We start from the raw sequence: 20,951 nt of genomic DNA on the forward strand, positions 1-20,951 counted from the left end.
TGCATCAATTACTTTGAGTACCATTACAAAACTATTCAAATACTCGTTTTAATTTTTATCTATTCTATCAATCGATACAATACTGGTCAAGCAAATATTTGATCAATCATTCGTTGAAATAAGCTTTGTAATCGCTTGTTATCCTTTAATGATGACGTTTGGTTACGATACAAGTATTCTTCATATGCTAGCGTAATATCATACATTTCTGAAGTGCCTAATCGTTGATCAACTTCTATTGCATACCGTCGTAATGTTTGTCCTTTACTTCGATGTACCCCTCTTTTTTCTAGGATTTCCAGTAAATAGACATAAGCTACTTCTATTTCTAATTTCTCTATTAATCGATGCCATTTCTTCAGCATATACCAATCTCTTAGCTCATAGCGTTTAAGGTAAATGATAATTGCCAGAATCACAAAGATAAGAGTCAGAGCCCCTATCCAGTAATATATTCCACCATTTCCTCCATTTTCATTATTTGCACCGCCAACTGCACTGTCATCTTCTGCTGGATTGAGCGCTTCACTTTCCTGCTCTTCTTCGCTTAATTCTTCTCCACTTTCTTCTTCCGTTTCCTCATCATCTATCATATAATCTTCGGTGTTAATATCACTGCTGGTTTCTTGATAAAAATCAGTTGGGTTGGTAAATCCACTCGTTGGTTCAAAAGGTACCCAGCCACTTTCAGGAAAATACACCTCTACCCATGAATGTGCGTTATTATTCGTCACTTCATACAAGGAGTAATCGTCTGGAAGAGAAGGCTGATCTACGGCTTCCGTACCACCAGTGAACCCTTTCACCCACCGTGCCGGGATATCTAAGGAGCGAAGCATGACTACCATAGAGGTAGAAAAATTATCACAATAACCGATTCTTGTCTCGAATAGAAATTGATCAACGTAATCTTCGCCTTCTTCCGGTACAGATACATCTTCAATTTGATACACATATCCATTCGCAGAGAAAAAGCCTTCTATCGCCTGCGCTTTATCGTATCTATTGTCTTCGCCCGTGGTTACTTCTGTTGCTAGTTCCTGAACACGATCAGGTAAACTATCCGGTAATTGTAAATACTGTTCTTTAATCTCTACAGGATCATCTTCTGAATTGCTCCTCAATTCATTAATTGAAAAGGAAGGAGCTTCATAATCAATGGAATAAGACAGATTTTGAATCTGTTCTGCTGATTCTGATTCGATCAAACCATAAGTACTATCCGTAAAAAACGGATCCTGTTCAGATGACATGATATGATGAATGCCATAAGGATACACTATCTTTGATAACTGATTTTGAGTCACCGGTCGTACTGTGGCACTGTATGAAGTTGTTTCTATTTGTTGACGCAGAAATGTACTCCATTCTATGTCCCCATTGTTTGATTCTTGGAAGTCTAGCTCTGTTGAACGCTCCCACCCTTTGCCGGTATACAAATCTTTTGATTCAATCCGCCAATAAATATCATCATGGGCAATGGCCTCAAACACCGGAGAATCATCCTGCACAAAAGATCCTCCTAATTGTGAATCGTCTTCGCCATAGCCAACTTTTTGCACCGGACCATTGCTAAAACCAACATGTCCCGCTGTACTTTGAATAAAAGGAACGGGATCAGGCCATTGTGGGTTTAACTTTGGTGAATAGATCCCTAGTACGGTGGCGAACAGTACAATAACAATAATCGGTGTCATCCAACTCCATACGTGTTTCTTATGATTATCTCTTTCCACATTGTCCATCAGCTTTACATATCTACTGAGCCCAAGTACCAAGAAAGATACAACAAACGTTCTGACCATTGCTAATTGCGCATCGTATATCGTATACGTATCTAAAACTGTTAAATAAATGAACGTTAATACAACAAACAGAAAAAATTTGTTAGCTATCATAAACCAATAATGTAATAAATAGCTCATCAGCCATAACAATAACAAGAATAACATGCTTCTGGCAAAAGCAGTCATTAATCCCCAATCGTTCTCCAACACCGCTTCAAGATTAAATCTCAGCTCCAAAGTCAAGGTCTGTATCCATTCAGGGGATAATAAGGTAGCATTGATAAATAAATAATCAAGTATAAATAACAGTGAGAAAAACTTGACCACGAACTTCGCCCATAAGTTCCTCGTAAAAAAAGAAGTGACAAAACAAATGGCAGTGTAAATGACAAATAAATAGACATTACCTGTATCCGTGATTTCTTCCAGCGGACGTAACCATTCCCAGAACAACATAAAACCTGCTAATAATAGAATAAAAGAAGATACAGATTCTAAAGATATACTTTTTTTCATTGGGATGCCTGCACCTCCCATTGCTCTTGCATTAATTGCTTTTCTGTTACTGTTTGCACACTAATATTTTTCAAACGAAGTGACCGGATATATTGCTCTTTTTTGACATCCAGTTGCTTTTCCGGGATAACATAGCAAACTACTATTGTATAATCTTGTTTTTTCCAATTGGATAGTCTCTCTACTACTAACTCATCTAAGTGATGAATAACAAACAAAATGACACTCCCTCTTGATAGCTCCTTCATTGGTACTGCCATTCGTTCTGCTAATGATACTTGTTCTTGTTTTACGGTTGATAGGTAGTTTTGTACTGCTGGAAATTGGAACTGTAATTGCTGATTAGAGAAAAATCTCTCTGATTTTCCAAATGTATAAAAAGAGGTGCTTTGATCTTTCTTACGAAGTGATTGCAAAACAGATGCTGTCCATTCCACAACAGCTTCGAAAACTAATGGTTGAGGTTGTTGTAATCCACCCACATCTAAAATGACGACAATTTTGGAGTCCTTTTCCTGTTCAAACTCTTTTGTCATCACTGTATTTTTTCGCGCGGTTGTTTTCCAATCAATCCATGAAAAACGATCCCCAGGAATATATTCACGAACACCTGATACAACATTTGTCAGTTTTTCATCATGGACATGAGAGGAAGTAGAACCTTCTTCTAAACTCATAGATTGCTGCTTCCACTTCAATTCTTGGATGGCAGGGTAAACAAAAAAATCTTTTGCAACATAAAAGCGGTGCTTACAATCAACAAAACCGAATGGATCACCTATTCTTAGATGGATATTGGACAAGTGATGTTTTCCTCTTGGTAAATGTTCTATTCGGTAATGAATAGTGAAATCTTTCTGAAAACCTGGATATATTACTTTTTTTACATGACGTTTTCTATTATACGATTGCTGATCGGAAAGGTACTGATATTTTTTCTTTCCAATATCTTCATACTGAAGTGTTTCTGGAAATTCTTCTTCCAAAACTAAAAAGAAAATGGGAAAACGTAATTTCCGTTTAATCGTAATGGCTACCTCTATATTTCTACCCGTTTTCAAATACCGGTCCGACAGCTTTCTATCTATCTTCCAATTACTAATTGGATAGAATGGGATGAACAGCATATAGAGAATAATCGGCAACATACTATAAAATAAAAACCAGCTGACAAAACCACCTTGAAACATCGCAAATACAAATAGTATCCCTAGTAAAAGAAGTAGTTGTAGTTCTTTTACAATTTTTCGAATCATAGATTTCATCCATGCAATTCCTTTCGCACAGGTACATCGATTTCTTCTAATATTTGTGTAATAAGAGAAGATTGGGTAACACCTTCATACCTTGCTTCCGGACGTAATATTACCCGGTGTGATAAGACATAAGGTGCTAAATAAACGATGTCATCTGGAATCACATAATCACGTTTTTCAATATAGGCATATGCTTTAGCTGCTTTCATTAATGCGATCGAACCACGTGGACTTACCCCTAGTTGAACATAAGGGCTTTTTCTCGTTTGTGATACCAGTTGAACAATATAACGCTTTACTGTGTCATCCACATAGAGACTTTCTACTTCTTTTTGCATCTTCAGTAATTGTTCTTTATTTATAACTGCTTCTATCTCATCAATTGGATGTTCACGATCTGTTCGATTTAACATTTCTAATTCATCCACTTCATTTGGATATCCCATGCTTAATTTCATAAGAAAGCGGTCAAGTTGTGCTTCCGGTAATGGATATGTTCCTTCATAGTCCACAGGGTTTTGGGTCGCCATCACAAAGAAAGGATTGTGTAGTGATTTCGTTATACCATCAACTGTTACGTTCATTTCTTCCATTGCTTCCAGTAAAGCGGACTGTGTTTTGGGTGAGGTTCTATTAATTTCATCGGCTAATACAATATCACCAAAAATAGGACCACTTCGGAATTCAAACACCATTTCTTTTGGATTATATATTGAAACACCTGTTACATCCGAAGGTAATAAATCAGGTGTGAACTGAATCCGTTTAAAATCACAATTTAATGATTTTGAAAGTGCACGTACCATCATGGTTTTACCTACACCGGGTACGTCTTCCAGTAATACATGCCCGTCAGCTAACAAAGCTACGAGACTAAGTGTTACTTCATGTTTCTTTCCTATCATGACTTTTTCAATGTTCTCTAGGATTTGCGCAACTTTATTTCCATAATCCATTTTTCCGCCTCCATTCTGCTCACTACATAACCGAAACTATTTCTACCTATAACTATACTATACTTAAGCCCCCTTTTCCTACTGATTAATCTAGGCGAATGAAGAAAATCTTGGATTTTTCCAGTGTAGGTAGGATTGTAGTTTTGATTTCGAATGAAGTACAAACTGCGCAACAGTGAAAATTCTGTTTAGTGTGGCTTTCTACCATTCTGATTATAGTTGAGTGCTTGGAAACGCTCTGGCAGAATACTGCGCTTTCCATGGGTACGGCCTTAGCCTCTTCAGACAACAAAAAGCGTTTTCTTACGGGGTCTTCGGCTCGCGCTGTTCCCATAGGAGTCTCCGTATTCTGCCATCACTCATTTTAGTTTACTGATTATTGATAATATACAATTCACGGAACTTTTAATTTTGGGTTTCCTGCTTTTTAACAAAACACTATTTTAAGCTGCGGAAAAATGCGACACTCCTGTGGGAACTCACGCGATCAAGATTCACAGATTTTCTTTACCAAGTTATTCTATATTTTTATTCCAAAAAAATAACCCCAGACTAATGGCCTTGGGGCTATCCGATAATAACTCGTTCAGTTGGGTAGTGGAAACGGTCTTTTGTTTCATCACCACGTATGATAAACAGGAACGTAAAGACACCGATACGACCGATGAACATGAGACACATGATTAAACATTTACCAAAAGTCGATAAATCCGGAGTAATTCCCATTGATAAACCGGTAGTACCAAATGCAGAGGTTACTTCAAAAATAATCTCCATCAGACTAAAAGGTTCTGTCATATTTAAAACAATAATAGAAGCTCCACAAAGCATTAACGCAGTGGTGATGACAATAAAGGATCGTAAAGTATCTTCTTGGTGAATCTCACGTCCGAACACTTTCACACTCGAATTCCCTTTTGCATAATTCCAAATCGTCAAGAGCATGATGGCAAAAGTCGTTGTACGAATCCCGCCACCAACACTACTTGGAGAAGCACCAATAAACATTAATGCACTGATTAAGAATAGCGTAGCCACCGAAAACTCGGAAACATCCATTGTTGCCAAACCACCACTTCTACTGGTAACCGACTGAAATAAACTATAGAAGAAAGTTTCATGCCATGTTTTACCCGCAAAAAAGGCGTTTCTTTCCAGCAAGAAGATCAACAATGCCCCAATTACAACCAACCAAAAGAAGGTTACCGTCGTGATTTTGGTAAACAAAGAAAATTTATGCCGGTCATTAATAACCTGGGTTCTTCCTTTTAGAACTTCCTTTACTTCTACTAATACCGGAAAACCAATTGCTCCTAATACAATCAAAATGATATTAATAAATTGAACAAAATAGTCATCAGCAAACGGGATCAAAGAAGCACCAGTAATATCCAGACCACCATTGGTAGTCGCACTGACAGCTCCAAATAAGCCGTTTAAGGCAGCCTCCCCGAAAGTATCAAAATAATTGAGAAAATGTATGGATAAAATGGCGGCGCCTACTAACTCAATCAGTAAGATTAGTTTAAAGATAGCAAGCATTAATTTAACAAGACCTGATAATGTTTTACTGTTTTGTTCGACCATAATCATTTTCCGACTGCGAATACCAATCTTTTTACCAAGCACCACCCAGATAAAGGTTCCCATTGCCATAATCCCTATACCACCAAGGTGGAGAATAACCGCAATCGCTATCTGACCTGCGGGGTTAAACACATCTGGGATGGTAATAACCGTTAACCCTGTCACGCTTATCGAGGTAACCGCAGTGAACATAGCGTCAATAAACGATAACTCAACCCCTGGTTTATGAAAAATTGGCAAACTAACAATAATAGTCCCAATAATTACTGCTAATAAATAATAGATAACGATATGATGAATGGCTGTCCATTGTTTCGTCCAATATTTCATTTTATACATGCTAATCATCTCATTGACCCCTTAGTGTGACTCAAACTAGAGGATAGTTTATCATAGATTTATCCAATTATCATCTTTTCTTTTGGATAATGATAGCGATCATGGACATCATCTCCACGAATTAAGAATAGAAAGGAGAAAATTCCAATTCGCCCGATAAACATCATCAAAATGATCACTATTTTTCCAATTGCCGATAAATCAGGTGTTATCCCCAGCGACAGCCCTGTCGTACCAAAAGCTGAAAACACTTCAAAAACAATTGCCATATTCGATAAAGGTTCTAACCAAATCAAAAATACAATAGCACTGCCACATAACATGATAGCTGTAATTGCAACGATAAATGACCTTGTGACATCATCTGGATCAACCTCACGTTTAAACACTTTTATCGTATTATGACCTTTTGCATAATGAAAAATTGCCAGCATCATAATGGCAAACGTTGTGGTACGAATCCCTCCACCAACACTACTAGGTGATGCCCCAATAAACATTAGTGCGCACAATAGTAATAAGGTAGGAGTCGTAAATTCTGCAACATCCATTGTTGCCAAACCACCATTTCGTGTTGTTACAGACTGAAAGAGACTGTAAAATAACGACTCATGCCAGGACTTATCCTGTAAGAAATGATTATGTTCAAATAAAAAGATGCCTAATGCTCCGATTACAATTAATATAAAAAACGTAACCGTTGTAACTTTAGCAAATAACGAGAATTGATATTTCCACTTTAAATCGCGGTATCTGCCCCAAAGCAGTTCCTGTACTTCTAATAATACCGGAAAACCAATCGCTCCTAGAACTAAAAGAAGGATATTAATAAACTGGACAAAATAGTCATGTGCAAAAGGCTCCAGAGATGTACCTGTAATATCAAAACCTGCATTCGTTGTTGCACTAACTGCTGCGAAAACCCCTTGTACTATCGATTCCTGCCATGAATCAAAGTACTTCAAATAATAAATAGATAGAACGATAGCACCAACTAATTCGATAGCAAGAACCGTTCTTAAAATTTTCAGCATTAATTGGACTAATCCAGCTAACGTGTTGCGATTTTGATCAATTTGAATCAATCGCCTTGTCCGTATCCCGATCTTTTTACCAAGCAAGATATAAACAAATGTTCCCAGCGTCATAATTCCTATACCACCAAATTGCAACACAAACGCTAATGCGAAATAACCAAAAGTATTAAACGTATCCGCTGTAGAGACAACGGTCAACCCTGTTACACTAATGGCACTAACTGCTGTAAAAATACTATCTAGCCATGATACCTCGACACCTTCACGGTAGAAGAACGGGATACTCAATAATAATGTAGATAATAATGCGGCCGAACAATAAAATAATACAATCAGATGAATACCAGATAAATTACTTAATTTATGGTAGAAAACACTTAACTTTTTACGCACAGTAGTCACTTCTTTCTATTTTCTAGTGCTTCAACTGACATTATAGCAAAAACTAGAAATTGTATCCTAATTAATTTTAAAATTACTAACATGTCGTTTCATTTATACCGATTCCTTTACTAATATTGCCTTAAGTTTGTGTTTATCCTATTTTCATTTTAAAATAATTTTGATAGCTACAATGTTATTTGTTACATAGAAAAGGAGAAATCGAATGAATGCATTAAGACAATTTGTTATGGATAAACGATTCAATTGGTTTATTACAGGTTTAATTATATTTAATGCGATATTAATTGGCCTTGAAACTTTCCCCAATATATATGAAGACTATCATCATTACTTTGTAGTGATTGATATTATTATTCTCATCATTTTTGCATTAGAGGTTATTTTGAAAATAATGGTATTGAGAAAAAGTTTTTTCTCTAATCCTTGGAATATTTTTGACTTAGTTATTGTCCTTGGAAGCGTGATTTTATACAGTACCCCTTTTGTTAGTGTGTTACGTATCTTCCGTGTTTTAAGAGTCTTCCGTACGATTACCGTTATTCCGACATTAAGACGAATTGTTGCGGCATTATTTATGGCTGTTCCTACCATAAGCAGTGTGTTATTAATTATGCTGATCATATTCTATGTATATGCCATTCTGGGAACATCTTTTTATGGTGATATTGCGCCCGAATATTTCGGTGATATCTTTTTAAGCTTTGTTACATTGTTCCAGATCTTCACTTTGGAATCTTGGGCTAGTGGAATCTTTCGCCCGATTTTTGCAGAGGAACCATGGTCATGGCTGTACTTCCTATCGTTTATTGTGATCGCTACGTTTATCATGATTAATTTAATCGTGGGGGAAATCGTCAATAATGCACAAAAAATTACCGACGATATTGAAGAAGACACCGATGAAATCAAAGAAGATACAAATGAAATAAAAGAGTTAAGAAAAGAAATCCGGGAAATCAAAGAAATGTTGCAAGATAAATAATTACTAGAAAATCTCAGGATCGCCCGCTTAAAACAAGAGCGACTGGACCGAAGCAACTGAGATAAATGATCACGGTGAACTTGCGAACCAATGATGACTTTCACCCAAGGGCATAAGGGCGACTAGGCCTCTGGTTTCACCAGTCAGCAAGTCGCCTAGCTTTTGGAGCTAGACATCTCCGTCTACTCCCTCTCCTTTAATAATAAAGAAATTGGGATTTTTTCGTTCAGCCTGTAGTTTCCTATGCCATGGTGTTTATGGACTAGCAATCACACAGACAACAAAAACATCGCCATATAATTCTACCCTTGCTTATCTGTGAGCTCTCCTTGTATACTGCCAACATACGAACGAGTATCTAAATCCAGTTCGTCTTCGATCATTAAATCTCCACTCATCACTTGATCTAACCATTTCTTGTGTTTTCTCATTCTCAATTCAACGGATTTGATTTTTGTGACAAATCTCCACTCAATACGATTAGATTTGTCTGTTATATCAATTTTTGTGACAAATCTTTAGCCTTGCTCATGAGATTTGTCAGTTATATCTGTTTTTGTGACAAATCTTTAGCCTTGCTCACTAGATTTGTCAGTTATATCAATTTTAAACACATATTCCCTCATTCTTAATAGATTTATTGTTATCTGGGTAGCGATCGAGGCGATCAAACCCGATATATACAAGGTCAGATAATCAACAAATCTTTTATCTGGTTACTTAGATTTGTTGTTTATCCGTTATCTGAATTATCTTTTCCACTAAAAAACATCACCACAATTGTTACTTTCACTTAATTTCCCAATCTATTGCTTGCTGACCGTTTTGTTCGAGAATTTGATTGGTTTCGGAAAATGGTTTGCTGCCGAAGAATCCTTTATATGCTGATAATGGACTGGGATGGGGAGATTTGAGCACATAATGTTTGGATAAATCAATCAATGCTTGTTTTTTCTGTGCTGCTGCTCCCCAGAGAATATATACGACAGGTGTTTCTTTTTGATTCAACGTCGTAATCACTTGATCAGTAAATTGCTCCCATCCCATACCACGATGAGAATGCGCTTGCCCCTGTCTAACCGTCAATACATTGTTAAGCAATAACACTCCTTGTTCTGCCCATTGCACAAGGTAACCGTGATCAGGAATCGGACAACCAATATCTGCATGTAATTCCTTATATATATTTTTTAATGAAGGTGGAATAACAACCTCCGGCTTAACCGAAAAACTTAAACCATGTGCCTGATTCGGACCATGATAAGGATCCTGGCCAAGAATCACCACTTTCACTTGATGAAAAGGTGTGTAGTGTAACGCATTATAAATATCGTACATAGTAGGATATATCGTGTAGTTCTGATACTCGGTTTTCAGAAATTCACGCAATTGTAAATAATAATCCTGTTGGAATTCTGTTTCTAATTTCTCTGCCCAATCATTTTTTAATATATTTGTAGTCATCACAATCAACCTTTTTCAAAAAATTGTTCTACTTGTTCTCTAGTAGGCATTCCACCCTGTGCACCTATCTTACCGACGGATAACGCTGCCGCTGCGTTCGCAAAAGTAACTGCTTCCGTTACGGATTGTCCTTCTGCTAATGCCACTGCCAATGCTCCATTAAATGTATCGCCTGCACCTGTTGTATCCACAACATCTACAGCGTAACCACCTACTTCTTGCTCTTTACCAGCTTCGATAAGCGATACGCCTTGCTTGCCTTTGGTCGTAATTAATTTCTCATTTCGCTGTTTAGTAAATAGTTGTTGCCGCTCAGTTTCATTCGGTGTAATGTATGTAGCTTTTTCCCATATCGTCTTATCCAATTCCATAGCTGGTGCAGGATTAACGATAACGGGAATTTCATGTTTATGACATAATTCGATACTGTATTCAATTGTTTCTTTCGGAATTTCAAATTGAAGTAAGACATAATCACTCTCAAGAATGGCAGCTTTCGTCTGTTCTATATAATCTGTTGTCACATTACCATTAGCGCCGGCGATAATAATGATTCGATTATCTTGTTCCGATAAAATAATATTGGCCAAACCGGATGGTGTGTTAGGTACACGATCTATATTATCTACTTGAATGGTTTCCTTACGTAGGTGATCCATTAATACATCACCAAATTGATCGTCACCGACGCGACCAACCATCGTCACTTCTGCTCCAAGTCGAGCTGCCGCTACTGCCTGGTTCGCACCTTTTCCACCAGGAACCGTTTGAAAATTCATTCCTCTCACTGTTTCCCCTTGGACAGGTACAACATCTGTTTCCGTGACTAAGTCCATATTAATACTGCCAATCACCGTTATTTTTGGTTGATGCATTCCTTTGTCCTCCTCTTTAGTCAGAGTAAGATTCCATCGCTTTTTTGAATAATCTCCAAAATTTCCCCTGATCAAGTCCTGTAGCAAAATAAGTATTCGGTTCTCTACCAGTTACACCTAATCGGTCGACAGCCGTCATCCCATATGTGTGCTCTCCTTTGGTCTCAATTGCAACATGAACGTGTTCAAATTCAAAAATGGTTGGATCAAGGAGATGCGCGACCGTACAAGCATCATGAATCGGACCACCTGGAAAGTCAAAATGGTCTTTATACGCTTGCATAAAAAAGACTAATAACTCTGCCACAAACTCACTAACAGGATTGTTGATTTCTCTTAAATGTCCTACTGTTTCCTTTGTAGCTAATACCTGATGTGTCACGTCCAGGCCAAACATCCGAATCAGAATACCACTCTCAAAAACGACTTTCGCCGCTTCTGCATCAACATAAATATTAAATTCTGCTGCCGGTGTCCAATTACCAAAGGTACCGCCACCCATTAAGACAATTTCGTTTATATTTTTCTTAATAGAAGGATCTTTTACTAAAGCCATCGCAATATTAGTTAATGGGCCTGTAGGAACTAGTGTAATCGGCTCTGCTGAATTATGTAATTGTTCAATGATAAAATCAATCGCATGCTGGCTTGTCGCTGCTTTTTTTGGAGTCAATGGCAGATTTGGTCCGTCTAAACCTGTTTCTCCATGAATTTCTTCTGCTATTTCCGATTTTTTCACCATCGGTCTTGTTGCTCCTTGCGCTACCGGGACATCATCTAGACCGATAATATCACAAATCTTCAATGCATTTAAGGTATTCTTTTCTACTTCTACATTTCCCGAGACAGTTGTAATACCGACAATATCTAACGGACTAATCTTAGATGCTGCCAGTATAATGGCAATCGCATCATCATGCCCCGGATCACAATCCAGAATTACTTTCATTTACATCACTCCTTCTTCTATATTATACAAAAAAACTGCGAAGCATCTACTCCACAGTTTAACTTCCGTTTATCCCGGGTATGAATTATACAAATGATTGTTTTTCTATTTCCATCCAGCCGTCTGCCCATTCTTGGATGCTTTCTAATACTGGTTTTAGAGCCATCCCTTTTTCTGTCAGGTCATATTCAATTCTGACCGGTGTTTCATCATAGACATGGCGTTTAACGATACCTTGTTTTTCCAAATCCTTTAACCTTTCTGATAAAACACGTCCACTAATACCGATTGTTGCTTCAATGGTAGAAAAACGCTGTGCACCTTCTAATAATTGAAAAATGATCAACCCAGTCCAGCGTTTATTTATTATATTTAATGCCGATTCAAACTTCGGACAAATCGTTTGGTCTGCCATAGTTCTCACCTCTTTATATATAGTATAGCAAATTTTTTTACAGAAATAAAATAATTAAATTACTTGACGTAACCAATTAATGTTTGTATACTTAGTTACATAAAGTAAGTTAATTTTATTAGGGAGGAATTTTAAAAATGGCTAAAGTAACTTTAGACAAAGTACACAGTGCATTAAACTTTGAAGTAAAACATATGATGGTTTCTAAAGCAAAAGGGGAATTCCAAAATTTTGATATTGATTTCAATGGTGACTTTGACAATATTGAAAATGCTAGTGTAAAAGTAACGATTGATGTAGCATCTATCGAAACGAATAATGATGACCGTAATGGACACTTGAAATCAGAGGATTTCTTCAATGTTGAAGAATATCCAAACATTACGTTTGTAAGTAAAAAAATCACAAAAGTAAGTGATTCTGAATTTAAATTAACCGGTGATGTAACGATCAAAGGTGTAACAAATGAAGAAACATTTACAGTAGAATACAATGGAAAAGCAAAAGACCCTATGCAAGGCAATACAATTGCTGGTGCGGACATAACAGGCAAATTAAACCGTGAAGATTATGCTTTAACTTGGAATGCTCCACTTGAAACTGGTGGCGTATTAATCGGTAAAGAAGTTAAATTCACTGGTGGATTAGAATTTGTTGTAGAAGAATAAAATCATTTCAAAAAAACCAACGTGTCTTTACACGTTGGTTTTTTAACTTTTTCCAGGCTTGTTAGCTAATAATGCTGCAATTACCCCTACAAAAGGAAATACTAGAGAGATTAGTAATACAGGTGTATAACTATGGAAAATATCATATCCTACACCAAATGGTAATGGGCCAAATGCGGAGGCAGCAACCATCACTGTTGCTCCAACTCCATTAATGCTTCCGATATGTTTCCTACCAAAATAATCTGGCCAAATCACATTTGTTGCAATTCGCCCAAATCCATTCGCAATCCCCCAAAGGATTCCGATTGTAATTGCGATAAAAGTATTAGCTAAAAGGATTAATAACACTAGGATAATGAGCTCTAGGATAAAAATAATGACAAATAAATAATTGGTTTTTATTTTTTCGGTAATAAAACCAGATACTAGCGACATAGGTATACCAACCACCGCCATTAAACTCAATACAGTCGCAGCAATTTCTGATCGTAATTCATGAAAGGTGAAAATTGAAATAATATGAAAGGTAACCCCAGTATTAACAAGAGCTGGAATGCCAATACAAATGAGGATCATCCAAAATGCCCGTGTTTTATTTGCTTCCCTTAGCTTCCAATTAATTTCCGATACTGGTTTTTGGTTAACTGTACTATTATTATCTTTTTTCTTTTCAAAACCATCTGGGACAAGACCAACATCTTCTGGACGATTCCTAACACCGAATAAAGCCATTGGAACAAACACTATCAGGAGGATGATTCCCCAGAAACGCCACGCAAATTGCCAATCCCAAGTCTGGATTAACCATGTGTTCATAATAGGAAAAAGCATTGCACTGGCAAAACTGCCAAGTGAAACTAAACTAACTGCTCGCCCTCTTTTTTCAATAAACCATTGAGCAACAAGTGTGTTTGGAATTAATGTCATACTTCCTTGCCCTAGAAGCCTAATCAAGAAAAAACCGATTACAAACATCCACATCGTTGAAACAACACTATTAAAAAAACAGGCTAAACTAAACAGTAAACCTACAGTTACCATCATTGTACGCTGACCGAAACGATCGATAAACCTTCCGACAATCATCATCACGAATCCTGCAATTAAAGTCGCAACCGAATATAATCCGGATACTTCTGAACGAGACCAGCCGAATGCATCAATATACTCGTCGACAAAAATGGAATTTGAATACGTCTGACCAGGACCGGAAAAAAAGACACCGAAAGCAGCAATTACAACGATTACCCAGCCATAATAAAATTTTTCAAAAATTTGTTTTGTCATGTTGCATCACCTATGCCATTATATCTAAAATTGAAAGCATTTACACTGTATTTCTCTCAATCAATGTAACGGAAAGTTTTTCATGAGGTTCGTTTACTATTCCTAACACATGCAAGAATAATCTTTCTCCCATTGTCACGATTGGGATTTCAAATGTGGTGATGCCCATCATTTTCGTCATCGGTTGATTATCAAAGCCAACCAGCGCAATATCACCTGGTATATCAATATTGGCATTTTGACAAGCAGTAAAAATGCCGGCAGCCACCACGTCACTGGTCACTAGTAATGCATCTGGTTTATGTGTTGATTGTGTGATTTGATCGATAATTTTTTGTCCATCTTCGAAATAGTAATTTTCCGTAAAAACGAATTCATGTTGTGGATGCTGCTTGAGGAAGTCTTGATAAGCTCGATGTCGAAAATAACTATTGGAACCTGATTCACGGCCTATACAATAACCTAATTGCCGATATCCCTTTTGGTAAAGATAGGTTAAAGCATCGGTAAAACTTTGATAATGGTCGACATATACAGATTCTACCTGTTGATTAGCCTCTGCATTTTCACAAACGACGATGGTTCCGTATGATTGGTATGGCTCAATCTCTGTTAAGTCCATGATATGTGAACATATAATAAGACCGTCTATTTGTTTATGTTTTAGCATATCTAACGCTTCTTGTTCGCGAGATTTTTCATAATTGGTTTGTATTAAAACAAAATGGTAGTGATTTTCGACCGCTTGCTTTGCTATTCCTTCGATCAGTAATCCGAAAAAAGGATGTTTTGCAAAAGGAACCACCACACCAATTAAATGTGCTCTTCCCTGACTCAGACTTACTGCCGTACGATTAACCTGATAATCTACTTCTTCCATCACTTGTAATACGGCTTTTCTTTTTTTCTCGCTTACGTAAGGGTGTTCGTTAATCACCCGGGATACAGTCGTTACGGATACCCCGGCCATTTTTGCAATATCACGAATGTTTGCCATATATCTCACCTTTTTTCAAAAAAACTTGGTTTATCGTTAAGTACTGGCGAAAGCCTTCATTTTACTTATACTTTGTAGATTCAAAATTTTCACTACATCGAATTACTACCCTGCTAAAATTTTATATGCTAACGCACAAAAAAGTTCTTGATCTGAAACGCGTTCCATCATCTAAGCTACTGAGTAAGGAGGTTTAGATGATGGATATTTTATTTGGTATGTTTGTCTGGTTGTTCATGTGCAGTAGTATTCTTATTTTAGCATCATTAGCAAGTCGGTTAGAAGGAGAACAGGAAAAGTATAAATCAGAAGGGTATATTGGCTATATTGAAGAAGTCTATAGCCGTAATGTGCTGGATCAAAGGAAATGAAGGAGCGCTTAATAGGAAGCGCTCCTTTCTTTAATATGCTTCAACATTGCTACAATTAGAAAACTTACAATAACCAATAGCAACCAGGAGCTGATTTTCCCTAGATGTACAATTTGCCATGAAGCAGTCTGTCCAGGATATTGCCACGCACCAAAAAAGGTAGCAATGTTCTCCGCAATCCAGATAAAAAAGCCGATTAATACAAACGAAAGTACAAGTGGCATCTTATATGTACGATGATTCACACGGTAATAAACAATCGTTTGTAAGAATAATAGAATCGTAGCAACCTTTAATACCCAACGAAAATCATAGATATAGTGATGAGTGAAAAAGTTAAAATAGATGGCTGCACTCAAGATAGCAACAGTCCATGTCGGGGGCCATTTTTCCAGTGTAACATCAAGTCGACGCCAAGCCTGACATAAATAACTTGCAACACTGGCATACATAAAACCGCTATACAACGGCACTCCAAATATTTTGGAAATTGCATCTCCCGGATAGCTCCATGAACCCATATGTACTTTATAGATTTCAAGCGCAAGACCGATCAGGTGAAAAACACAGATTACTTTCAATTCATCCCATGTTTCCCGTTTGGTGACGAGCATGAGTACTTGTGTAATAAGACATATGATCAGGATGAAATCATAGCGGTGAATAAAAGAGACATCGATTATTTGTGTTATCGCTAATGTAGAAAATATCACAACGGCAAAAATACACGATTTTGCCTGCTCGATACCAAACGTCCATAACTGTCGCATATTAAATCTCCAATACGTAACTAATAATTTCTTTTATATTTCCATCTTTATGCTTATTCAACTTATAAATATCACAGAAACTGTAGTGGCGCTGTTCACCACTTTTATCTGTAGAATGAATAATGCCATTAACCACGCCTTCTTTTCCATGCGTAATCAAATGCTCGATTTCTAGTTCAAATTGATTACCATTTTCCATTCCTTGGAGTGCCTGTTCTAAGTTTTCAATCCCTTTTATCGTGTCGTTGCCTACCATACGCCACACTATATCATCTGTTACACTTTCCAGTATTTTTTCACTATCACCTTTTACCATGGCTTCGTTAAATTCACGAAAAAGCTGTTGATTTTTTGTTTCCATTCTTATACACTCCTTTTTGAAAATTAGTATACCATAATCTATTGTGGCTCACTTAATATTTACCTTCAGTCTATAAGCCTATGTAACTAGTGTTATCTTGTTTGAGATGAAGACTTTTAAGAAATCTAATTATTTCCATATCCCAAAAATCCCATGTATGACCATAACCTTCTGCTAGATGATAGCTATAGTCATAGGTATTATCTAGTCCAGTAAAAAAATCACGTATTATTTCATTTAAGTCTAACCACGGATCTAAGCTGCCACATGCATGATAGATTTCAGGTAAAACTTGACCGGTGTTAATAGCTTGAGTAGCTAAATATTTGAGGTCATGATCTGTATTTTTGATGTCACCATCTCCAAATACTTCGATCCGTCCTTTGGCTTTCTTTGATCCATCATTGACAAAAGGTACATCTGCCTTATCTCCAGCCGAAAAGGCACCAATAGCAGCATAAAGATCCGGTCTTGCTAAACCTAGTCTTAAGCAGCCATATCCCCCGTTAGAAAAGCCTGATATGTAATGATCTCCTCGTTTTGAAGAAAGGATAGGAAATAGTTGGCGGACAATAGATGGTAACTCATCTGTCATATAAGTAAAAAAATTCTCTCCATGCTCCATGTCTGTAAAGCAAGAGTTGAGGACTCCAGGAATAATTACCGCTATGCCATATTCAATCGCATAACGTTCTATATTACTCATACGTAGCCATGCAGATTCATCACCTGAACCACCGTGAAGTAGCCATAAAACCTTCATCTTTTTATTACCCATATATGGCTGCTTTTCTTGTGGCAGAATCACATTTACGGTCATATCCATAGCTAAGACTTCAGAATATATGTGCGTTTCGATTAAAGCCATTATTTAGTCCTCCTTAGAGAAATGTCAGGATTCTTTTGAGATAACCACCTAATAAACTGTTCCAAAGCGTAATCCGTGTATTCCCACCCATCATTTCGTGTTTGAATTTTTTCAAACATTTGTGATACTCCAAGACTAGTCAAGTGTTGGGCGAAGGATTCATTTTCTCCTAAAAAGACATCTTCTAAATGACAGGATAAGTAAAATGATGCATAGGAGGATGGATCAGTTAATGCTGTGGCTGCATAAAGATCATGCCTACTCCCATTCAACTCGTCCAACGGTCCAAAAATGTCTACCGCATTTCCGACCTCCACTCGATCAGCGATACCAGCTATATCTATGGGACTTGAAAATGAACCTACTTTGCTGAAAATATGTGATGTGAATAGGCCCGCTTTAAGTGCACCATAACCTCCTATACCACTTCCTGCAATATATCGATCTTCCTTTGCTTGAGATAATGGAAACATTCTTTCACAAATAGCAGGTAGCTCCTCCTTTATAAAGGTGAAATATGACTTACCATAAAACTTATTTGCATAGTAACTTCGATGTCCAGCTGGCATAACGACTGCAAGTGAAAATTCTTCCGCGTACCTTTCTACATTTGTTTTCCGCAACCATGAAGTATGACCTTCTCCCATATCATGTAAAAGATAAAGTGTTGAGTATCTCCTAGGATCGCCGCCTGATGATTGTGGTAATAAAACTTCCATTTGAACGGGCATACCAAGTATTTCAGAATGATGATGTACATGGAGCCAAGCCAAATAGATCACTCCTCCTTAGACAAAGTTTTTTTTGGAGACTTTAAATATCTATTATAGTGTAACAATAAATTTGAACTATGTAGTTAGAGAAGTACGTTATCATTCATACTACATTTCCCATCGCTTCTGCTACAAATTCTCTTCCATTACCCATAAGCCATGGACAATAAAAAAACCGCTTGGATGATAATATCTCAAGCGATTTTTTACATATATATGATTTACTGAAACTCTCTCTTTATCGTTTTCTTCCATTCTTTCTGAAAAATTTCTTCTCCATTTTCAAATGCTATTAAACGATTAAAAAGATAGAAATTCTCTTCATCACTAGTCATCTTACTAAATGTGTCTAATTTTGTTTGCCAGTCATCACGGCCCACAACTAACTCCCATTCACAAGTTATCTTTGCGGATAATGGATCGTTTTCTTTAATCGAGAATGTGTTATTATTAATACTTCCATGTTCCACACCATTTGTAAGCAGCTTACGTTCTCCCTCATCAGAGAAGTCTTCCAGCTTCCAAATTCCATTGATCAAATCATGTCTCACTTCACGTGTACGTTTTTCTTTACGAAGTACCTCTTTCTCGATCACTTGTGCTGTCTCTGGTACCTGGAAGTGTGAACCTACCTCTTTATCTTCTGGTTGAATTGTACGAACAGGCAATGCAAGATACGTATTCTCATTCTGATAGACAGTTAGATTCACCGGTTTTGGTGAAGGCCATGCTTGTGGCCAATACGTTGGCGATAACACTAACTCCACCGAATGTCCGGCAGGAATCTGCTGACCTAATACATTGAGATCAACACTTACTTGATATTTTTTACCGGGTTCTAAGCTCTGAGGATGTTCTTGTGAGTCAAGATGATTAAGGTTTAACATCCCCCACGTAATCATCGTCGATTCACCAGTCGGTGCTTTATCATTTACTTTCGCAACAATAAAAGCATTTTCCTGATCAACAGAAAATTCTGCATGAAATACCGGTTTACCTAACAAGTCAATCGTGTCCTCTAATGGATCAGATGTAAAGACAACCGCTTTGCCGTTCTCCAAACGTTGATCTGCCGGTAAATCACCAGGCTGACCAAACGGACAGAAGACACCGTTATAAAATCCATGTTCCTGTACACTTGGAATTACCACTTGATCTGCTTCATTAACAGGATTAGTTGTGATGGTTTTTCCCTTCATCCACCACTTTGCCATTTGCACATTATCAGAAGGCCACTTATTATCGCCTACCCATTTTCCAGGACGTTTTTCATAAGTTACTTGTGGTAGCTCACTGTCCTGTATCCATGAAATCAATTTTGGTTCTTCCATCATACCTGTGTCCATTCCTTTTAGCCAATGATCCCACCAGCGTAAACATTCCTGTAAGAACCCGATATTCGGCTCTGGGGTTGCTACTTCCGGATATTCATGCGCCCACGGTCCGACTAATCCTTTACTTTCATTCGGTAAATGCTCTAACAAACGGAATACAGCATTTGTATAGCCATCTTGCCAGCCACTTACAGCAAAAACAGGAATATCAACTTTTGAAAAGTCCTCACATACTGAACCATGTTTCCAATAGTCATCACGGCGCTGATGGCTTAACCATTCTTCTACAAAAGGAGGTGTGTTTTCTAAGCGATCAAGCCAGTTTTCTTTCCAACTCTCCCCTACTACGGCGGGGTCTTGTGGTCTAGCATTATAAGCAAACATAGTAGATGCCCACCATAGCATATCTGAAGCCAGGACGTTGCCACCTTTATAATGGACATCATCTGCATACCTATCATCAGTGGAACATAAGGTAATGATTGTTTTTAATGCCGGATGCTGACGAGCAGCAACTTGCAAACCGTTAAATCCTCCCCAAGACTTTCCAATCATCCCTACTGCACCTGTTGACCAATCTTGGTCACCGATCCAATCCAGTATTTCTAATGCATCGTCATGTTCTTGTTTTAAATATTCATCCATTAAAACCCCATCAGAATTGCCTGACCCACGGATATCAACACGAATACTTGCATAACCATGCCCTGCAAAATACGGATGTCTTACAGAGTCACGGATTGCTGTGAAGTCATTTTGGCGGTAAGGAATATATTCTAAAATGGCTGGAACCGGATTTTCCACCGCATCCTCTGGTAGCCAAATCGTTGCCGCAAGCTTTGCACCATCAGACATTGGGATCCAAATGTTTTCCATCTTTTTAACTTGGCGTGGGAAATCCTGTCTGACTCGGCGTTCTTCTGAATCCTTTATGTTAAAAACCAATGTTGT

At 37.5% G+C, this 20,951-nt stretch carries 20 protein-coding genes; 3 read left to right on the plus strand and 17 right to left on the minus strand.

Annotated elements, in window-relative coordinates; all coding sequences use genetic code 11:
• Nucleotides 1-86 precede the first annotated feature (86 nt).
• The 5 genes from BM121_RS14820 to BM121_RS14840 form a co-directional block, all read right to left on the minus strand.
• Nucleotides 87-2,303 carry a DUF4129 domain-containing transglutaminase family protein gene (locus BM121_RS14820; protein WP_091484435.1) on the minus strand — a complete coding sequence of 739 codons (2,217 nt, stop codon included), beginning with the start codon at nucleotides 2,301-2,303 and terminating at the stop codon, nucleotides 87-89.
• Nucleotides 2,300-3,559 carry a DUF58 domain-containing protein gene (locus BM121_RS14825; RefSeq protein ID WP_175495445.1) on the minus strand — a complete coding sequence of 420 codons (1,260 nt, stop codon included), beginning with the start codon at nucleotides 3,557-3,559 and terminating at the stop codon, nucleotides 2,300-2,302. Before BM121_RS14825 ends, BM121_RS14820 begins: the two co-directional genes overlap by 4 nt.
• Nucleotides 3,560-3,564: 5 nt before the next feature.
• Nucleotides 3,565-4,515, minus strand: a complete 951-nt coding sequence (locus tag BM121_RS14830) for an AAA family ATPase (RefSeq protein ID WP_091484437.1) — start codon at nucleotides 4,513-4,515, stop codon at nucleotides 3,565-3,567.
• 567 nt (nucleotides 4,516-5,082) lie between these two features.
• Nucleotides 5,083-6,450: a TrkH family potassium uptake protein gene (locus BM121_RS14835; protein ID WP_091484438.1), complete on the minus strand. Its 1,368-nt coding sequence runs from the start codon at nucleotides 6,448-6,450 to the stop codon at nucleotides 5,083-5,085.
• Between the two features lie 50 nt (nucleotides 6,451-6,500).
• Nucleotides 6,501-7,871 (minus strand): TrkH family potassium uptake protein, encoded by a 1,371-nt coding sequence (locus tag BM121_RS14840; RefSeq protein WP_091484439.1) that lies wholly within the window; start codon nucleotides 7,869-7,871, stop codon nucleotides 6,501-6,503.
• Between the two features lie 214 nt (nucleotides 7,872-8,085).
• On the opposite strand from BM121_RS14840, the gene BM121_RS14845 reads away from it, so the two are divergent.
• Nucleotides 8,086-8,865, plus strand: coding sequence for an ion transporter (locus tag BM121_RS14845; RefSeq protein WP_091484440.1), 780 nt, complete (start codon nucleotides 8,086-8,088; stop codon nucleotides 8,863-8,865).
• A gap of 302 nt (nucleotides 8,866-9,167) precedes the next feature.
• Here the strand turns inward: BM121_RS14845 and BM121_RS22555 are convergent, their stop codons facing one another.
• The 5 genes from BM121_RS22555 to BM121_RS14865 all read right to left on the minus strand — a co-directional run bounded on the left by BM121_RS22555 (nucleotide 9,168) and on the right by BM121_RS14865 (nucleotide 12,568).
• Nucleotides 9,168-9,296: a hypothetical protein gene (locus BM121_RS22555; RefSeq protein ID WP_281244825.1), complete on the minus strand. Its 129-nt coding sequence runs from the start codon at nucleotides 9,294-9,296 to the stop codon at nucleotides 9,168-9,170.
• A 358-nt stretch (nucleotides 9,297-9,654) separates the two neighbouring features.
• Nucleotides 9,655-10,329, minus strand: coding sequence for a uracil-DNA glycosylase (locus tag BM121_RS14850; RefSeq protein ID WP_091484441.1), 675 nt, complete (start codon nucleotides 10,327-10,329; stop codon nucleotides 9,655-9,657).
• 5 nt (nucleotides 10,330-10,334) lie between these two features.
• Entirely contained in the window at nucleotides 10,335-11,204 is an 870-nt protein-coding gene (gene rbsK / locus BM121_RS14855; protein WP_091484442.1) for a ribokinase, read from the minus strand.
• A 16-nt stretch (nucleotides 11,205-11,220) separates the two neighbouring features.
• Nucleotides 11,221-12,153, minus strand: coding sequence for a nucleoside hydrolase (locus BM121_RS14860; RefSeq protein ID WP_091484443.1), 933 nt, complete (start codon nucleotides 12,151-12,153; stop codon nucleotides 11,221-11,223).
• Nucleotides 12,154-12,238: 85 nt separating this feature from the next.
• Complete coding sequence (locus BM121_RS14865) at nucleotides 12,239-12,568, minus strand: winged helix-turn-helix transcriptional regulator (RefSeq protein WP_091484444.1); 330 nt, start codon at nucleotides 12,566-12,568, stop codon at nucleotides 12,239-12,241.
• Nucleotides 12,569-12,705: 137 nt separating this feature from the next.
• Here BM121_RS14865 and BM121_RS14870 point away from each other — a divergent pair, with 137 nt between their 5' ends.
• Nucleotides 12,706-13,236, plus strand: coding sequence for a YceI family protein (locus BM121_RS14870; RefSeq protein WP_091484445.1), 531 nt, complete (start codon nucleotides 12,706-12,708; stop codon nucleotides 13,234-13,236).
• Between the two features lie 42 nt (nucleotides 13,237-13,278).
• On the opposite strand, the gene BM121_RS14875 is transcribed toward BM121_RS14870, so the two are convergent.
• Complete coding sequence (locus tag BM121_RS14875) at nucleotides 13,279-14,526, minus strand: MFS transporter (protein WP_091484446.1); 1,248 nt, start codon at nucleotides 14,524-14,526, stop codon at nucleotides 13,279-13,281.
• Between the two features lie 40 nt (nucleotides 14,527-14,566).
• Nucleotides 14,567-15,523, minus strand: a complete 957-nt coding sequence (locus BM121_RS14880) for a LacI family DNA-binding transcriptional regulator (protein WP_091484447.1) — start codon at nucleotides 15,521-15,523, stop codon at nucleotides 14,567-14,569.
• A gap of 200 nt (nucleotides 15,524-15,723) precedes the next feature.
• On the opposite strand from BM121_RS14880, the gene BM121_RS22135 reads away from it, so the two are divergent.
• Nucleotides 15,724-15,894, plus strand: coding sequence for a hypothetical protein (locus tag BM121_RS22135; RefSeq protein ID WP_175495446.1), 171 nt, complete (start codon nucleotides 15,724-15,726; stop codon nucleotides 15,892-15,894).
• Between the two features lie 8 nt (nucleotides 15,895-15,902).
• Here the strand turns inward: BM121_RS22135 and BM121_RS14885 are convergent, their stop codons facing one another.
• From BM121_RS14885 to BM121_RS14905, 5 genes are all read right to left on the minus strand, one after another.
• A complete protein-coding gene (locus tag BM121_RS14885; RefSeq protein WP_091484448.1) occupies nucleotides 15,903-16,664 on the minus strand; it encodes a DUF817 domain-containing protein in 762 nt (253 codons plus the stop codon).
• A 1-nt stretch (nucleotide 16,665) separates the two neighbouring features.
• Nucleotides 16,666-17,025: a nuclear transport factor 2 family protein gene (locus BM121_RS14890; RefSeq protein WP_091484449.1), complete on the minus strand. Its 360-nt coding sequence runs from the start codon at nucleotides 17,023-17,025 to the stop codon at nucleotides 16,666-16,668.
• Between the two features lie 70 nt (nucleotides 17,026-17,095).
• Nucleotides 17,096-17,893, minus strand: coding sequence for an alpha/beta hydrolase (locus tag BM121_RS14895; RefSeq protein ID WP_091484450.1), 798 nt, complete (start codon nucleotides 17,891-17,893; stop codon nucleotides 17,096-17,098).
• Nucleotides 17,893-18,666, minus strand: coding sequence for an alpha/beta hydrolase (locus BM121_RS14900; protein ID WP_091484451.1), 774 nt, complete (start codon nucleotides 18,664-18,666; stop codon nucleotides 17,893-17,895). Before BM121_RS14900 ends, BM121_RS14895 begins: the two co-directional genes overlap by 1 nt.
• 221 nt (nucleotides 18,667-18,887) lie before the next feature.
• The gene (locus BM121_RS14905; protein ID WP_091484452.1) at nucleotides 18,888-20,945 is read right to left on the minus strand and encodes a CocE/NonD family hydrolase; all 2,058 of its coding nucleotides are present in this window, start codon (nucleotides 20,943-20,945) and stop codon (nucleotides 18,888-18,890) included.
• Nucleotides 20,946-20,951: the final 6 nt, after the last annotated feature.

Source organism: Gracilibacillus orientalis (assembly GCF_900114645.1).
GTDB lineage: Bacteria > Bacillota > Bacilli > Bacillales > Amphibacillaceae > Gracilibacillus > Gracilibacillus orientalis.

What these genes read in the sequence shown, in the direction of transcription:
- rbsK (WP_091484442.1), bottom strand. Translation starts at nt 11,204, where the DNA reads ATGCATCAACCAAAAATAACGGTGATTGGCAGTATTAATATGGACTTA.
- BM121_RS14835 (WP_091484438.1), bottom strand. Translation starts at nt 6,450, where the DNA reads ATGATTAGCATGTATAAAATGAAATATTGGACGAAACAATGGACAGCC.
- BM121_RS14825 (WP_175495445.1), bottom strand. Translation starts at nt 3,559, where the DNA reads ATGATTCGAAAAATTGTAAAAGAACTACAACTACTTCTTTTACTAGGG.
- BM121_RS14880 (WP_091484447.1), bottom strand. Translation starts at nt 15,523, where the DNA reads ATGGCAAACATTCGTGATATTGCAAAAATGGCCGGGGTATCCGTAACG.
- BM121_RS14820 (WP_091484435.1), bottom strand. Translation starts at nt 2,303, where the DNA reads ATGAAAAAAAGTATATCTTTAGAATCTGTATCTTCTTTTATTCTATTA.
- BM121_RS14860 (WP_091484443.1), bottom strand. Translation starts at nt 12,153, where the DNA reads ATGAAAGTAATTCTGGATTGTGATCCGGGGCATGATGATGCGATTGCC.
- BM121_RS14865 (WP_091484444.1), bottom strand. Translation starts at nt 12,568, where the DNA reads ATGGCAGACCAAACGATTTGTCCGAAGTTTGAATCGGCATTAAATATA.
- BM121_RS14845 (WP_091484440.1), top strand. Translation starts at nt 8,086, where the DNA reads ATGAATGCATTAAGACAATTTGTTATGGATAAACGATTCAATTGGTTT.
- BM121_RS14885 (WP_091484448.1), bottom strand. Translation starts at nt 16,664, where the DNA reads ATGCGACAGTTATGGACGTTTGGTATCGAGCAGGCAAAATCGTGTATT.
- BM121_RS14830 (WP_091484437.1), bottom strand. Translation starts at nt 4,515, where the DNA reads ATGGATTATGGAAATAAAGTTGCGCAAATCCTAGAGAACATTGAAAAA.
- BM121_RS14875 (WP_091484446.1), bottom strand. Translation starts at nt 14,526, where the DNA reads ATGACAAAACAAATTTTTGAAAAATTTTATTATGGCTGGGTAATCGTT.
- BM121_RS14895 (WP_091484450.1), bottom strand. Translation starts at nt 17,893, where the DNA reads ATGGCTTTAATCGAAACGCACATATATTCTGAAGTCTTAGCTATGGAT.
- BM121_RS22135 (WP_175495446.1), top strand. Translation starts at nt 15,724, where the DNA reads ATGGATATTTTATTTGGTATGTTTGTCTGGTTGTTCATGTGCAGTAGT.
- BM121_RS14870 (WP_091484445.1), top strand. Translation starts at nt 12,706, where the DNA reads ATGGCTAAAGTAACTTTAGACAAAGTACACAGTGCATTAAACTTTGAA.
- BM121_RS22555 (WP_281244825.1), bottom strand. Translation starts at nt 9,296, where the DNA reads ATGAGAAAACACAAGAAATGGTTAGATCAAGTGATGAGTGGAGATTTA.
- BM121_RS14890 (WP_091484449.1), bottom strand. Translation starts at nt 17,025, where the DNA reads ATGGAAACAAAAAATCAACAGCTTTTTCGTGAATTTAACGAAGCCATG.
- BM121_RS14850 (WP_091484441.1), bottom strand. Translation starts at nt 10,329, where the DNA reads ATGACTACAAATATATTAAAAAATGATTGGGCAGAGAAATTAGAAACA.